Annotated in this window: 15 protein-coding genes; 8 read left to right on the top strand and 7 right to left on the bottom strand. The window is 58.5% G+C overall.

Features of this window, described 5'->3' with window-relative positions:
- Nucleotides 1-87 precede the first annotated feature (87 nt).
- Entirely contained in the window at nt 88-507 is a 420-nt protein-coding gene (locus AB5405_RS02250; protein ID WP_349076427.1) for a flavodoxin, read from the bottom strand.
- Between the two features lie 46 nt (nt 508-553).
- Nucleotides 554-1,258 carry a DUF3793 family protein gene (locus AB5405_RS02245; protein WP_349110421.1) on the bottom strand — a complete coding sequence of 235 codons (705 nt, stop codon included), beginning with the start codon at nt 1,256-1,258 and terminating at the stop codon, nt 554-556.
- A gap of 175 nt (nt 1,259-1,433) precedes the next feature.
- On the opposite strand from AB5405_RS02245, the gene AB5405_RS02240 reads away from it, so the two are divergent.
- Entirely contained in the window at nt 1,434-1,817 is a 384-nt protein-coding gene (locus AB5405_RS02240) for a heavy-metal-associated domain-containing protein (RefSeq protein ID WP_346979394.1), read from the top strand.
- A 26-nt stretch (nt 1,818-1,843) separates the two neighbouring features.
- Here AB5405_RS02240 and AB5405_RS02235 read toward each other — a convergent pair whose 3' ends face one another.
- Both AB5405_RS02235 and AB5405_RS02230 read right to left on the bottom strand, forming a co-directional pair.
- Entirely contained in the window at nt 1,844-2,269 is a 426-nt protein-coding gene (locus AB5405_RS02235) for a hypothetical protein (protein ID WP_346979393.1), read from the bottom strand.
- Nucleotides 2,262-3,767, bottom strand: coding sequence for a Y-family DNA polymerase (locus tag AB5405_RS02230; RefSeq protein ID WP_346979392.1), 1,506 nt, complete (start codon nt 3,765-3,767; stop codon nt 2,262-2,264). The genes AB5405_RS02235 and AB5405_RS02230 overlap by 8 nt, the downstream gene beginning before the upstream one ends.
- Before the next feature lie 237 nt (nt 3,768-4,004).
- Here AB5405_RS02230 and AB5405_RS02225 point away from each other — a divergent pair, with 237 nt between their 5' ends.
- The gene (locus tag AB5405_RS02225) at nt 4,005-4,529 is read left to right on the top strand and encodes an iron-containing alcohol dehydrogenase (protein WP_158558624.1); all 525 of its coding nucleotides are present in this window, start codon (nt 4,005-4,007) and stop codon (nt 4,527-4,529) included.
- A 199-nt stretch (nt 4,530-4,728) separates the two neighbouring features.
- A complete protein-coding gene (pgi, locus tag AB5405_RS02220) occupies nt 4,729-6,423 on the top strand; it encodes a glucose-6-phosphate isomerase (protein WP_055251439.1) in 1,695 nt (564 codons plus the stop codon).
- Between the two features lie 141 nt (nt 6,424-6,564).
- Here the strand turns inward: pgi and AB5405_RS02215 are convergent, their stop codons facing one another.
- The 3 genes from AB5405_RS02215 to AB5405_RS02205 form a co-directional block, all read right to left on the bottom strand.
- On the bottom strand, nt 6,565-7,869 hold the full coding sequence (locus AB5405_RS02215; RefSeq protein ID WP_368137458.1) for a VirD4-like conjugal transfer protein, CD1115 family: 1,305 nt from the start codon (nt 7,867-7,869) through the stop codon (nt 6,565-6,567).
- Nucleotides 7,862-8,479, bottom strand: a complete 618-nt coding sequence (locus tag AB5405_RS02210; RefSeq protein ID WP_195239148.1) for an ATP-dependent Clp protease proteolytic subunit — start codon at nt 8,477-8,479, stop codon at nt 7,862-7,864. Before AB5405_RS02210 ends, AB5405_RS02215 begins: the two co-directional genes overlap by 8 nt.
- Before the next feature lie 63 nt (nt 8,480-8,542).
- Nucleotides 8,543-9,589, bottom strand: coding sequence for a hypothetical protein (locus AB5405_RS02205; RefSeq protein WP_368137456.1), 1,047 nt, complete (start codon nt 9,587-9,589; stop codon nt 8,543-8,545).
- A 600-nt stretch (nt 9,590-10,189) separates the two neighbouring features.
- Here AB5405_RS02205 and deoC point away from each other — a divergent pair.
- From deoC to AB5405_RS02180, 5 genes are all read left to right on the top strand, one after another.
- Nucleotides 10,190-10,864 carry a deoxyribose-phosphate aldolase gene (gene deoC, locus AB5405_RS02200; protein WP_022094433.1) on the top strand — a complete coding sequence of 225 codons (675 nt, stop codon included), beginning with the start codon at nt 10,190-10,192 and terminating at the stop codon, nt 10,862-10,864.
- A gap of 149 nt (nt 10,865-11,013) precedes the next feature.
- Nucleotides 11,014-11,856, top strand: a complete 843-nt coding sequence (locus AB5405_RS02195; RefSeq protein ID WP_368137455.1) for a Cof-type HAD-IIB family hydrolase — start codon at nt 11,014-11,016, stop codon at nt 11,854-11,856.
- A 64-nt stretch (nt 11,857-11,920) separates the two neighbouring features.
- Nucleotides 11,921-12,580 (top strand): HAD family hydrolase, encoded by a 660-nt coding sequence (locus tag AB5405_RS02190; RefSeq protein WP_308196326.1) that lies wholly within the window; start codon nt 11,921-11,923, stop codon nt 12,578-12,580.
- 149 nt (nt 12,581-12,729) lie between these two features.
- Entirely contained in the window at nt 12,730-13,473 is a 744-nt protein-coding gene (locus AB5405_RS02185) for a GntR family transcriptional regulator (RefSeq protein WP_368137454.1), read from the top strand.
- 218 nt (nt 13,474-13,691) lie between these two features.
- Nucleotides 13,692-15,155 (top strand): YfcC family protein, encoded by a 1,464-nt coding sequence (locus AB5405_RS02180; RefSeq protein WP_368137452.1) that lies wholly within the window; start codon nt 13,692-13,694, stop codon nt 15,153-15,155.
- Nucleotide 15,156: the final 1 nt, after the last annotated feature.

Here is a 15,156-nt window from a genome sequence, read left to right as displayed (position 1 = left end):
CGGGGGCTGGACTTGAATCCAGCCCCCGCTCTTTTGTAGGGATGGGGATGCGCTTTGATGCAGGCTCTCTTGGAGGCCCTGGGTTCGTTACGCGAGCTCGGCTCCGAGGGCCTTGCAAGCGGTCTCGCCCTCGTCGTCGGGCGCGTCGTAGCAGATGGTGGAGTCCACGACGTTGACGCCCGCCTCGTCGGCGTCCGCCTTCCAGTTGTCCATCCATTCGCCCTCGGCCCACGAATAAGAGCCAAAGAGGACGACCTTCTTGTCGCCGAGGGTCTCCTTGACCTCATCCCACATGGGCTGGAACTCATCGTATTCAAGCTCCTCGGAACCCATGGCGGGGCAGCCGAAGGCGAAGGCATCATATTCGGCGACCTTGTCGGCAGAGAAGTCGGCGCAGGAGATGACCTCTGCCTCGGCGCCGGCACCGGTTGCGCCCTCGGCAACGAAGTTTGCCATGGCCTCGGTGTTGCCTGTACCGCTCCAGTAGACGACTGCGATCTTGCTCATATGTCTTCCTTTCGGTTGTGCGGCGTGCGGCCGCGTTTTGTATGCTCTATCGGGTTGCCTGGACAAGTTGTCCCAGAGTGCAGCCCTGTTGATAGATGTAGGTAAGGTATTGCGTGCATGCGCGATAGGAATCGAAGGTCGTGAGCGCCTGCTCAACGTTTGTGTATACCTTCCATGCGCCAAAGACCTTATAGTTTTCGCCGTGCTGGACGATAAACTGATGGACATCTTCGTAGGGATAGCCCAAAAAATAGCCAATTTCGTGGGGGAACTCGCACATGCACCCCGTATCGCAGTGCCTATTTCGCGCGAGCGCGCAGACGCTGCCGTCATAGGCGCTCTCTGCGGCATTGCTGCTTGCCAGCGTGATGCGCGCGGCGAGATGCACCAGGGACGCGGGCAGGTTGTGGACATCGTAACCTTCGGCGGCAAGCGCCGTCGTGGCGCGGGGGTCGGAGAGGTATCGCATGAGGTCTGCAGGGCGGTACACATAGATGAGCGCTCCGCAGGGGCGCCAGACCAAAACGCTCATATGGATCCCGAGTGGCTGGAGCTCGCGGTTGCATTGGGCTATGACGGCGAGCAGGCGAGAGCGTCGCTCTTCGATATGGGCGGCGCTGGGTTTTCCGTTTTGGTTGGCGTAAACGCCGGGATAGGTAAAGAGCGAAGCCGGCTTGATACCTGCGAGCGTAGGGGAGCAGTTGCGCACGACAGCCGTTTGGTATGTTGGGATGTCAATGGTTCGAGTCACGATGCCCCTTTCGGGTCCTCAGTTGTTAGCCTAGGAAAACTTATACACGAAAGTAAGCCATGGTCAACAAAAAAGTTTGAAGAGGGAAACTAATTGACCGAACAGACATGATTTTGGGTTAAGATGGGGACACCCCATGGGGGTATCTAGATAGGGCTACTTGAAAGGGGAACGCATGAGTGACTTGCTCAGCCCTGCGAATTTCATCGTGCTGGCCGTCATTGCCGTCGGCATGTTTTTTGGACTGCGTCGCATTGCCGCTTCGACACACGGGAAGAGTTGTTGCAGCGATGGTGCGAGCGGCAAGAAGGCCAAAAAGGTTGTTGTGGTGGATACCGATGCGTCACACTATCCCTATAGCGATGAGCTGCTCATCGGCGGCATGAGCTGTGACGGCTGCGCTCAGAACGTGGCCAATGCCCTCAATGCACTGGATGGCGTGTGGGCAACGGTGACGTATGCGGACCACACGGCACGCGTGCGCTCTAAGCAGCCGGTGGATCGTGATGTCCTCGAGACGGCCGTGAAAGACGCGGGCTACTACGTCATGACGCTGTAAGCGTCGCTCTGGATGCGCTTCCTTGGCTAGGCTCGTCCGCGCAGTTCGATGTCTTGGATGTCGTCGAAGTCGATGGCGATGTCTCGGAGCTTGAGGAGCTTGAAGGCGGGGAGCGCCTCGTCGAGGATGCCGGTGCGGCTGCGATAGCCGTATGTATCGTAATAGGTGACACGAACCAAGTCGCCACGTTTGAGACCCTCGAGTTTTTTAGAAAGCACGAGGGCTTTTTCTTCCGCGAGCTCACGTTTTGGCTCGACGGTGATTTCCTGCTTGCGCACGAGTTCGTAGTATCCCGTGAGGGCGGCAAAGGGCATAAACTGTGCGGCGCGGTTGGCGCGCACGGCACCGTTGGCAGTGAGGTTGGGGTCGGCGGCGCGGCGTCTGCCCTCGGGGTCCGCCAGGCGCTCGAAGGCGGTCGGCGGGCGCACGGGCTGTTGTTTGGGTTTAGGCACGGTGTCCTCCAACTTGTTCGTTGCGTTCGCGCGCGGTGGCGCCGGCGGTAAAGCTTAATCCCTTGACGAGCGCGTTCTTGCCGTACTTGCCTTTCACGGCCAGGACGGCGCGCGCCAGGTCGCGCTCGCGCTCATCGGCCTCGATATCGCTGAACAGATCGATGGTGGCAAATTCCTCGGGCATGAGGTTGCCAAATCCCAGGTTGATGCGCTTGACCGGTCGTTTGGGATCGACAGTCTGCGCCCAGAGCTCATCGAAATAGCCCATGATCTTCTTAAACGAATTGGTACGCTCGCTCAGCTTTCGCGAGGCGTTAGAGTGCGCAAAGAGTGCGGCATAGCCACCGCGCGGTTTGCCGCCATGCTCTCCCACAAAGATGCCATCGATTGCCTGCGCTTCGCGCACCAGGCGACGCCGTTCGTCATCGCGCTGGACGGGCTTGGGCGCACGGGGCGCGAGCTCGGGGCCGGCGGTTGCGGTGGGTTCGATACTCGATGTGCTCGAGCGCAGGTGCCCGCATCCGTCCACATACTGCGCTGTACCGCTGGCGTCGAGGCGGCGTATGTCGGCGCGTTCGCTCGCGTAGCCCACAAAGAGCGAGATGCTGTCGCAGACCACGTGCTTATCGACCAAGTCTAAAACGGCGTTGTCGACCATCTCGCGCAAGACGGTATAGGCCTGTTCGTAGGCATAACCCTTCGAGAGCACCTGTCCTGTGGTGGTCGAAGTTGCTTGCGGGCGATAGGCTTGAATATCGGCGATGGTTGTCGGCTCGCGCCCGAAGGCATGGTCGATGAGATATTCGGCATTGACGCCGAGCTCGTCGTAAAGCAGGTTTTCGTCGAGCGCCGCGACGCCCATCAGATCGTAGACGCCGTATTTCTCGAGGCGGGCTGCCACGCCGGGACCGATGCCCCAGATATCGGTGATGGGACGATGGGGCCAGATCTCCTTGCGAAAGGTCTCGTCGTCGAGTATGCCGATGCGGCTGGGTACGTGCTTGGCGGTAATGTCGAGCGCTACCTTGGCCTGGAATAGGTTGGGGCCGATGCCGACCGTCGCCGTGATGCCGGTGCGCGCGAGGACCTCGTCGCGCAGCGTGCAGGCGAACCCTTCCGCATCTGTGTGATAGAGGTCCAGATAGGGCGTCACGTCGATAAAGCATTCATCGATTGAATAGACGTGAATGTCTTGCGGACTTACGTATTCCAGATAGATGCCGTAGATTTGCGCCGACACCTCCATATAGTGCTGCATGCGCGGTACGGCCGTGATGTAGTCGATGCCATCGGGAATCTCGAATAGGCGGCAGCGATTGTGAATCCCTAAGTCCTTCATAGCCTGCGTGATGGCGAGGCAGATGGTCGTGCGCCCGCGCGATTCGTCGGCAACGACCAGGTTGGTGGTGAGCGGATCGAGCCCACGGTCGACGCACTCGACGCTGGCATAAAACGTCTTGAGGTCGATGCAGATATAGGTGTGCTGCTCGTGCGCCATCCGTGTCCCTTCATCAAACACATGTTCTTATCGAATACCTGTTCGATAATACCCGCTCGTCCGGACGTCGTCAAAACCTGTCAAAAAGGGACTGGTTTGTTTTGGTAGGTATGGTCGTGCGGTTGGATCGGGTTTTAACGCAGCTCTAAAGAGTGCGAAACAGCTCGGAAAACCTCGCTTCGTAGCATGAGCCTAACGATTGATACCGCCTATACGCACGGAAGGGTTGTGGAAAAGATGGTCAATTATGGGTTTGGTATGCCGACGCGCCTTGTTGCGGATGGAGACGTGGCTCGCTGGTGCGGACGATTGGTCGCTCACTACGGTGGCACCAAGGCGCTGGTCGTGTTGGGCGGTGACAAACATACGCACGATGAGCTCGTCTCGGCGGCGCTCGGCTCGCTTGATCGAGCTCTGCTCGAACGCGTGCTTTTTCGCTGCGGCTTGGTCGGGGGCGATGGGGGAGACGATTTGGTCGATGAGGCCGTGGCCCTGGCGACCGACGAAGGCGTGGACTTTGTCCTGGCGATTGGCGATGCCGATACTGCTGGCTTTGCGCGCGAGCTCGCGCGTCGCATGGCGGCGCTCGATGCCGGCGAAGACGGCTTTGTGCCTTATGGATGCATTGTCTCGGAGGGCAAGGTGCCTGCTGTCGTGGGCACCGGCGAGGTTCCCGTTTTTGCCATTATCGCGCCCGAACTGCTGGAGGGCATCGGGTCTCCTCTGCGTGAGTTACTCGGTAGCGTCTGCGCCGCGGCCTAATATTTGCCATAAAAGGACGGGTTATTTTTGGTTGGTAAAGCGTTTGACCTGCCAAAATAAGCCTGTCCCTTTTTGATCGGTTGCCGTTTGGGGGCCGATTGGCAACGCTCGCTGATTGTAGTCTTGACCTGCGCTAGAATAGTGGCATCTGAATGTCCGGGCGCATGGAGGCGTGCGCCCGTATGCTGAGGAGGACTCTATGGCAACTGTTGCCGCACCTATCGATGCTACGTCGACTGCCGCTTGGAAGGCACTCGAGGCTCATCAGGAGAAGCTCGAGGCCGAGGGTATCGACCTCAAGGCCTGGTTCGCTGCCGATGCCGAGCGCGTGAACAAGCTGAGCTTTGACGCCGGTGACCTGCACTTCGATCTGTCGAAGAACCTGGTGACCGATGAGACCGTCAAGCTGCTGTGCGATCTTGCCCGCGAGGTGAAGCTCGAGGAGCGCCGCGACGCCATGTTCTCCGGCGAGCACATTAACACCACCGAGGACCGCGCCGTCCTGCACACCGCGCTTCGCCGCCCCGCAACCGAGAGGGGCCAGCTCATCGTCGACGGCCAGGATGTCGTCGCCGACGTGCACGAGGTCCTCGATCGCATGTATGCCTTCGCCGAGCGCGTGCGCTCCGGTGAGTGGAAGGGCGTTACCGGCAAGAAGATCGAGCACCTGGTGTCCATCGGCATCGGCGGCTCCGATCTGGGCCCGGTCATGGCTTACGAGGCCCTGCGTCCCTATGCCGACGCCGGTATCGACTGCCGCTATATCTCCAACATCGACCCCAACGACCAGGCCGAGAAGCTTAAGGGCCTGGATCCCGAGACCACGCTCGTGATCATCGTCTCCAAGACCTTCACCACGCTCGAGACCCTTACCAACGCCCGCGAGGTCAAGACCTGGATGCTCGAGCAGCTCAAGGCTCAGGGCGCCATCGACGGCTCCGATGAGCAGAACGCCGAGGCCGTGGCAAAGCACTTCGTCGCCGTTTCCACCGCACTCGAGAAGGTTGAGGCCTTCGGCATCGACCCTGCCAACGCCTTCGGTTTCTGGAACTGGGTTGGCGGCCGCTATTCTGTTGACTCCGCCGTGGGCCTGTCGCTGATCGTCGTGCTCGGCCCCGAGCGCTTCCAGCAGTTCCTCGAGGGCTTCCACGCCATCGACGAGTACTTCTGCAACACCCCGCTCGAGAACAACGCCGTCGCGCTGATGGGCCTGCTCAACGTCTGGTACGTCAACTTCTTCGGTTCCAAGAGCCACGCCGTACTGCCGTACTGCCAGTACCTGCACCGCTTCCCGGCCTACCTGCAGCAGCTCACCATGGAGTCCAACGGCAAGCACGTCCGCTGGGACGGCAGCGCCGTGACCTCCGATACCGGTGAGATCTTCTGGGGCGAGCCCGGCACCAACGGTCAGCATGCCTTCTACCAGCTGCTGCACCAGGGCACTGTGGTGGTTCCGGCCGATTTCATCGCTTTCGCCAACACTGCCAATCCCGCAACCGACAGCGGCCAGGATGTCCACGAGCTGTTCCTGGGCAACTTCCTGGCCCAGACCAAGGCGCTCGCCTTTGGTAAGACGGCCGATGAGGTGCGCGCCGAGGGTACGCCCGAGCAGATCGTCCCGGCCCGCTGCTTTGAGGGCAACCGTCCGACGACCTCGATCTTCGGTGACACGCTGACCCCGTTTGCGCTCGGCGAGCTCATCGCCCTGTACGAGCACATCACGTTTGTCGAGGGCACGGTCTGGGGCATCGACTCCTACGACCAGTGGGGCGTTGAGCTGGGCAAGCAGCTTGCCAAGCAGATCACCCCGGCCTTCCACGATGACGCCGCCAAGGCCGAGCAGGACGCTTCGACCCAGGCGCTCATCGAGTTCTACCGCGCTCACCGCAAGTAGTCGCTGCTGTTAACGCATCGCGCCTTATAGTCAGGGGCCTGTATCCTATCGGATGCGGGCCCCTTTGCTTTGCCGTGGTCCCGGGGCGCACGGTCTTTGTGGAACATCGCCGGGGCGCCGCGCGCTGCGAGAACCCTGCGCCTAGATCTCGGCCTCCGCATGGCCTCGCTGCGCCTCGGGCAGCTCCCCGTAGAGCGGATGGTCTTCGAGCCTAAAGCGCTCGACCTGTTCGGGAGCGCGGCCGCGGACGAACAGCCAGGAGCGGTCGACGGGTGTCGCCATGAGCGTACTGGGCAGCGCGTCGGCGCGGTCGGAAAACACCCGGGCACTCTCGGGATCCTGGAACGCCAGCACCAGATGCGTGTCGCAGTTGCCCATGATGGAGCGTGCGCGTGCCTCGCCATAGAGCGCATCGAGCTGGTTGGTCGACTGCAGCAGCAGCGTTGCCCAGATGTTGCGGCTTCGGATAATCGAGAGCACGTTGTCGATCTGGGGGATCTGCAGATTTGCGAAGTCATCGAGCATAAAGCGCACGGGCACGGGCAGGCTGCCGTCGGGCTGCCTATCGGCCTCACGAATGAGGCCCATAAACGCCTGCGAAATAAAGAGGCCGGTCAGCGGATCGAGATTGCGGTCAATATCGCTCACGGTTACAAACAGGACGCAGGGGGTGTGTCCCATGGAAGCGAAGTCCACCTGATGGCACTCACGATAGAGCTGTGCCGCACCGTCGAATCCCAGACACATGACCTTTTCGGCAAGGATGCCGACGATGCTCGCGTGCATGCGCTCGGCATTTTGCGTAATGGCGTAGCGCCGCCATAGCGAGAGGGCATAGCTTTGGGGGTCGGTCGTGATCAGGTCGTCAAACAATCGACCCGTGGCACCGTCCTGCAGGTGCTCGATCAGCTTGATGACCGAGCTGATCGTCTGCTCGTCGGCGGGTAGCTGTTCGGTGACGTAGGCGATAAGACACGACAGCAGGTTTGCCGCCGCATGATCCCAAAAAGGCTGGTTGTTGTCCTCGATGGGGCAGATGGCCTTTGCCACCGAGAGGATGTCCTGCTGGTTGGGCCTGCCGTCCGCCTTGCGGCGAATGTGCCTCAGGGGGTTGTAGCCGCAGCGCTCGATGCCGGGCGCAAGGGCCGGGACGGTGTTGAGGTCGGCGAAGTTGAGACATTGCACGCGGTAGCCGTGGGCTGCCAGCACGGGTCCCACTTCGCGACAGAGCGTGCCTTTGGTGTCGAGCACGATGTAGCTTGCGTTCATTTGCAGCAGGTTGGGCTTGAGGACGTTTCGGGTCTTGCCGGCTCCCGAGGGGCCGATCACAAGTGCGTTGTTGTTGAGTCCCGTTTGGCGGGTGTCGCAGGAAAGCGTTCGATCCTTGGCGAGGATGGTGGACGATGCGGACTCAGATGCGGCGAGGCGGCTGGTGAGGTTAGACATGGGCGACCTCCTTGGTGGTCGAGAGGATTTCGTGGGCAAAGCCGAGCTCGACGGCGCGCTCGGCCGAAAGGTAGGTGTCTTTTGCAGTGAGGGACTGGATGCGCTTGGGCGTGAGACCGCTGCGGTCCGAGAGGATTTGCGTGAGGGTCTTGCGGGTCTGCATAAGACGCCGGCTGGTTTCCTGCAGCGCAAGTGCCGAGCCGCCTGCCCCCTGGGGGATCAGCGGGTCGTGAATCATGAGCTCTGCATGGGGCGCCATACGGCGATTGTCGCCGCCCATAAAGATCACGGCGCCCATGGACGCGGCGAATTCCAGGCAGACGGTGCGGATGGGGCACGATGCGAGGCGCATGGCGTCATAGATCGCAAGACCCGATCGCACGCTTCCGCCAGCGCTGGCGACAAATATGGTGATGGGGCGGCTGGGGTCGGTGGCATCTAGCAGGCGGATCTGCTGGCATAGGTCGTGGGCCATCGGGGTTTCGATGTTTCCCATGACGGAGAGCTCGCGACGGGCGAGCATCTCATCGTAAATGCTGGTGAGCGTGATACCTCGGGCGGATTCACGCATGGTGAGGGGGCTGATGATGGGGGAATGATTGGTGTCCATGAGGACTCCTTTCTGTTGGTTGTGTTGTGGAATAGGATTGTTGCCCGCGGAGGGGCTGGCGGGCTACAGGGTTCGTCCGAGCCTGAGATCGAGCTCGGTTGTGGGGCAGGCTGCCTGTTCGTGCGGCTCGCAAGCGCCAAGGGCTCCAAAGCGATGGAGCGTTGCGACGGGCGTGGTGTAGGCGAGCCGCAGCTGATGCTCGACAGGGGCACGTCCGTCATTTTTGTAATGAGCCGCGTAGTACTGCGCGATGCTGGCGTTCATCTCGCTGCCATTGCGATGGCGCTCAAACTGGCGTCTGCAGGTTTCGATGATCTTTGCTACCGACTTGGGTGCCGTCGCGGGAACAAGGGCGAGATAGCCCTCAAATAGCTCGTTGATGCTCAGGAGGCACAGCAGGTCGATCAGCGTCCTTATGGCTACTCCCTCGGCAGAAAAGTGCGCGGTCATGCGGTTATATCGGTTGCGGTCGACGATGGCCGCATGGGGTCTTGGAGTTTTCTGCCCCGTGGTCCCGGGCTTTTGCCGCGCCTGTGTATTGAGCTCGACGTTGCAGCGCTTGAGGCCGTCCAACGGAAGGAACAGTGCGGTGCGCAGGGTGTTCCGCTTGCTTTCGAGTTCATGACGCTCGTCGGGTTCCCATTCGAGCTTGAGTTTCGTGTCGAGCGCCGTAAGCATATGGGCAAGGCAGCCTACGGTAAGAACGTACGAATCGTTGTCGCGTTTTGGGGCATAGGGGTCTGTCAGCTTGCGAATGTCGGGGTCGCCCATGATCTTTGTACAGCGCTTCAGCAGTTGAGGGTGGTCGGCCAAGATCGTCGCGAGCGGTAGCGACGCGTAGTTCTTGATGGTCGCGGCGGCAAAGGCGGCGTCATATTCGTTTGCATATGCTCGCTCAATGCGGGCATCCAGAATGCTTTTCTTATCGCCGTCTTCAGCGCGGTGGTTTGTCATAGCTTCTCCAATCGGTTGATGTTCGTGCTGTTTGTTGATGTGTTGGTTGTCGTGAGTGATGTGCTTGCCGTGGGTGATGTGCTGACGTTGGGGTGCTATGCGGTTTTCAATGAGCCCGTGAGGCAGTTGCTGCAGGGGCGGGATGGAACGGCCCATGCAAGGCGGAAGGCATCGTGCTCAAAATCGAGACAGCAATGCCCTGGGTGCCTCACATGTGGCAGTTACCTCATTAAGTTGTCATTGCGTTTGGGGTTGTACTTTGCCGATCTTCTTTCTCTTACACGCTAAAAACTGAAATTTCATATGCTCGATCTACTTAAAACCGCAACGGCGGTCTTTTATCAACTTATATGTCGGAACGCGTCTTTGCAAGTACTTTTTTGCGTTTGTTTCAAATGGGGTGGTTTTGCAACCGTCACGCGCCACGCTATGCGAACGTGCCCCTTTTCTGTTGTCGGTCGGATACGATGAGTCGCGTGACGTCGTCAGAGGTCGAATTCGACCGCTAACGACGTTGTGCAGCTCATCATTTCTGGCCGCAAACAGTAAAGGGGCATGAGGGTGTATTGAGGGGGGATGTCTTGCTGTCGGCATCCGCGTGCGGTGCCATTCGCTGTCTGTAAATATACGTTTACGGCTAATTTCATACCACTTGTCGGAATGCGGACGCTGTCCTTGCATGCCGGGCGTACATTGAACGTGGTTTTTCGCGTGAAGCCACGAATCGGTTGCCAGCCCTGAACAAGGAGGCCCAGCATGACGCTTGCCAAACCCATCAATAAATACATCGACTATATCGATGCCCCCGAGGACACGTTTGAGCAGTATGTCGAGAAGGCGTTAAAGTACAACTTTCGCTGCGTATTTGCGAACCTGCAGGAGTACGAGACAGGCCGCGCCATGCTCGAGGGCTCTGACATCATCCTTGCCGGCGCTATCGACTTTCCCCAGGGCACTATGACGCTTGAGGAGAAGCTTGCGAGGTTTGAGGAATACGCTGCGTGTGGCTTTACCGAGATTGACTACGTTTTGAATCAGGGGTCGATCGAGAACCGCGATTTTGATGCCATCGAGCGCGAGATGACTACCATTGCTGATTTTTGTCGCGCGCATGGCATCACTGACAAGGTAATCGTCGAGATGTGCAAGCTGGACGGCGACGACGCCGCCAAGCGCCGTGTATGCGAGATCGCGCTGGAGGCCAAGCCGGGATTCCTTAAGACATCGACCGGCAGAAGCTTTGGCGGTGCTAAGCTCGAGGACGTGCGGCTGATGCACGAGGTCCTCGGCGATGCCGTGGCAATCAAGGCGGCGGGCGGTATCCATAATTACGAAGAGGCTTGCGCATTCATCGAGGCCGGCGCCAGCGCGTTAGGTGCATCGGCGGGCATCGCGATCGTCGAGGGCGCACCGACGGATGAGCGTCGCTAGCAGACGTATTTGACCTGAGCGATAAAGCTTCACGACCACACGCCGTTCATGTTCGAGACAATATGACTTTTTGCCCGTTGTAAACGGAGTCGCGATGGGTGTTCTGTATGATGGCTCAGACAAGGTTGTTCAATGACAGGGAGGCATATATGGCAATCAAAGCCATCGCGATGGATATCGACGGTACGCTCACCAACGATCAGAAAGTGATTAGCCCGCGTACGCGCGAGAAGCTGCTCGCGGCGCAGGAGTCGGGCATTAAGCTCATTTTGGCTTCGGGCCGTCCCGCATGGGGGCTCCACGCCTTGGCGCAGGAGCTCGACCTCCAAAACCATGACGGTCTGCTAGTTGCCTTTAACGGCGCACACGTCGTCGATGCCCAGACCGACGAGGTGCTGTTCGATCAGGCTATGCCTGCCGACGAATTGCATCGCCTGATTGATCACCTGCGTAATTTTGACGTGATCCCTATGATTTCGCTCGGTCGCGATTTGCACGTCGAGGACTCGTACCATTGCATGATCACGCTGCCTGACGGCTCGCAGAAGAATATCGTCAAGTATGAGCGCGACGCGTGCGATCTTAAGATTCGCGAGGTGGAGAGCCTGCATGAGGTCGCTGATGCTTATCCCGTGGACAAGCTGCTGACGGCGGGCGATCCGGCCTACCTGCAGGCGCATTACGAGGAGATGTATGCGCCCTTTAAGCAGACGCTTTCGGGCATGTTTACGGCCGACTGGTACTTTGAGTACACGGCGCCCGGTATCGACAAGGCCCGCGCACTCGAGGGTGCCCTGCCCAAGCTCGGCATCGATGCCAGTGAGGTCGTATCGTTTGGCGACGGCCAGAACGACAAGTCCATGATTGAGTGGGCCGGCACCGGTGTTGCCATGGGTAACGCCGTCGAAGAGGTTAAGGCTGTAGCCCAGATGGTGACCGCCGATAACAACGAAGATGGCATTGCGGTGGCGCTGGATAAGCTGCTGGGTTAGAATCGCCGATTAATGCATGGCTCGGGCGCCTGCTTGCGGGCGTCCTTTTGTTAGGGAGGGTGCCGTGTCCGCATTTCCGTTCGACGCCGTTATCTTTGACATGGACGGCGTCATTGTCGATACCGAGTATTACTACTTGGGCGAGACTGCCGCGTTTGCCAAGGAGCTTGGACTTAATCTGACTCAAGAGGAGTTGAATGGGCAGGTCGGTACCTCGCATCAGTTCTTCCTGCATATGCTGGTCGATTGGTTTGAGCGCGCCGGTAAGGGACACTTCACTGGCGAGGAGGCGTTGGCCCGTTGGGACGAGTGGGCGCATAAGCGTCCGCGTGACTATCAGGCTTTGATTAACCCAGGCGCCGTGGATACGATTCGAGAGCTGCCGCGCCGTGGCGTTCGCGTGGCGCTTGCCAGCTCGTCTCCCATGGTTAGCATCGAGGAAGTGCTCAACGCATGCGGGCTGTCTGATGCCTTTGAGTATGTGGTGAGCGGCGAGCAGTTTAAGGAGAGCAAACCCGAGCCCGACATCTACCTGCATGCGCTGGACCTGCTGGGGCTGCCCGCGAATCGTTGCTGCTGCGTTGAGGATTCCGTTCCGGGCATTACCGCGGGTAAGCGAGCCGGCCTGACGGTCATTGCCAAGCGCGAGGAACGCTTTGGCTTTAGCCAGGATGCCGCGGACAAGATTATCGACCAGCTGCCGGAGCTGCTCACGCTTTCTTAGGAGCGCGGTAGTTGCGCGTTTTTCGGGTCAGATGAGTAAATACCCGACATTTTGGTGCGGCACCTAGCATACTTTAAGCTAATGCGGGCTAAGGACTTGCTGAATGCCCTTAAGCCCGTTTTAGACTTAATTGTGCTGGGAGAGGGTATATGCCACCGACTGAAGGGCTAACTGACGGTAAAGCAGCGATACCGCTGTACCAACAGGTTATCGATATCATTAAAAACGAAATCAATTCCGGTGCCTACAAGGCGGGCGCGCGGATACCCAACGAATTCGAATTGGCTGAGAACTATAAAGTTGGCCGCGTTACCGTGCGACGCGCTATTGAGGAGCTCGTCCAGCAGGGCTATCTAACGAAGCGGCAGGGGAAAGGCACGTTTGTCAATGCCCCCAAGCTTAAGCGCAAGATTCGCCAGAAGGATGACGTCCAGAGTTTTTCGGACGCATGCCGCGTTAACGGAATGGAGCCGGGGGCGTGCGTCATTTCGAGAAAGATACTGCCGGCAGATTCTACCGAAGCGCAGTTCTTTGGTGTTCCCGTTGGAACTGATTTGATTTGCGTTGAGCGTGTACGTACTGCCGATGGAGTCCCCGTCATGCTCGAGAACAACATATACGTTTACGAGGACAACGCCTATCTATCAACGGCACCTCTATCTAACCAATCCATTTTTGAGTCCGTGCGCAACCGAACGGGCCGCACGCCCGCGTTTACCGACCCGTGCACGCTCGAGATCGCGTGCGCGTCGCCCGAGGTCGCTCGGCTGTTGGCAGTTCCCGTTGGCGAACCCTTGTTTTATATGGAAGCCTTCTTTTTCGATGAGCAGCGGCGGCCGTTTATCATCGGTCGTCAGCGGATCGTTGGGTCTCGCTACGTTTTTGACATTTAGGACATTGCGAATGGAAACGCCCGGTGGATCATCTCACCGGGCGTTTCCATACCGTTCACGGCGCGAACACAACCGTTCAACCGCGTTGCGGCAACCAGTTTGAAATTATCTTGATGAAGGAAAAAGCTGCTGGTAATCTATGGGACGTCATAGAACGTTTGCCTTATGCAAGCGTTGAAGCGAGATGCGATGCAGTCTCGAGTTCTTTGGAGGTATCTATGTCAGATACGAAGGCGAAGAAGACAAACAGACGTTTTAAGTTCAAATTACCGCATGTCTATACGATCATGTTCTTGCTGATCGTTGCCTTTGCGGTCCTGACTTGGATCGTTCCCTCGGGTCAGTATCAGCGCAAGACGATTTCGACAGCGGCGGGCGAGCGCGAAGTCGCCGTTGCTGGAACCTATGAGCAGGTCGATAAGAACTACACCGATTCCGAGACCGGCGAGACCATCAATCTGGGTCAGGATATCTTCGCGGTCCTGCAAGCGCCCACTAAGGGCATCCAGGAGGCTGCCGACGTCGTTGCGTTCGTCTTATTGATTGGCGGATCGTTCGCAATCATCACCAAGACCAACGCTTTGAATGCCGGCATGAGCCGTGTGATTAAAAAGCTCAAGAACAAGGACATCCTCATCATTCCCATTACGATGACGTTGCTGTCCATTTGCGGCACTACGTTTGGCATGTCTGAGGAAGCCCTGCCGTTCTATGCCATCTTCATTCCCATCATGATGGGTATCGGTTATGACTCGATGACGGCATTCATCATCTGCTTCCTTGGTCCTAACCTGGGATATTGTGCTTCGACCATCGACCCGTTTAATGTTTTGATCGCCCAGGGCATCATTGGCATCGAGGGCAATCCTCAGCTGTGGCTGCGCGCCGTTTCTTGGGTCATCTTTACTGCCGTCGGTATCGCATGGGCCATGCGCTACGCTATGCGCGTCAAGAAAAACCCCGAGTCGTCCATTACGTACGAGGACGACAAGCTCAAGCGTGTTGAGTTTTCCGTGACCGATGCCTCCATCGAGGAAGAGTTCACTACCCGTCAGAAGCTCGTACTTATCGATTTTGCCTGCGGTATGGGCATTATCGTCTGGGGTCTTGTTACCCAGGGCTGGTACATGAATGAGATTTCCGCCGTGTTCCTTGGCATGGGCTTGCTTGCCGGTATCCTGGGCGGTCTTGACCAGCAGACGATCGCTGAGGAGTTCGTTAAGGGTCTCGCCGATTTTGCGTACGCTGCTATCGTTATCGGTATCGCTCGCGGTATTCTGGTCATCGCCGAGGGCGGCATGATCATCGACACCATCCTCCAGGCGCTCGCTACTGCGCTCGCCGGTGCACCCGCTGCCGTCTACACCACGTTTATGTATATCGTCCTTGGCCTGCTCTCTTTGCTGGTTCCCTCGAGTTCTGGACTTGCGGCGCTCACCATGCCCGTCATGGGTCCGCTGACCGAGCTTATGGGCCTCAATCCCGAAGCTGCCGTTACCGCGCTCCAGTTTGCTAATCAGACCATCAACACCATCAGTCCCGTGGCGGGCATGACGGTCGCCGGCCTTGCCGTGGCTAAGATTTCGTTTGGCCAATGGTGGAAGACCATTTGGAAGTTCTTCATTTTCATGGTTGTCTTTGGCCTGATCGTAACGGCAATCTCTGGCATGCTTCCGGTGTAGG

The organism is Collinsella aerofaciens, assembly GCF_040920445.1.
GTDB classification, from domain to species: Bacteria; Actinomycetota; Coriobacteriia; order Coriobacteriales; family Coriobacteriaceae; genus Collinsella; species Collinsella aerofaciens_BH.
The sequence above is the reverse complement of the archived record's forward strand: the minus strand, read 5'-3'. Positions and strand labels throughout refer to the sequence as shown.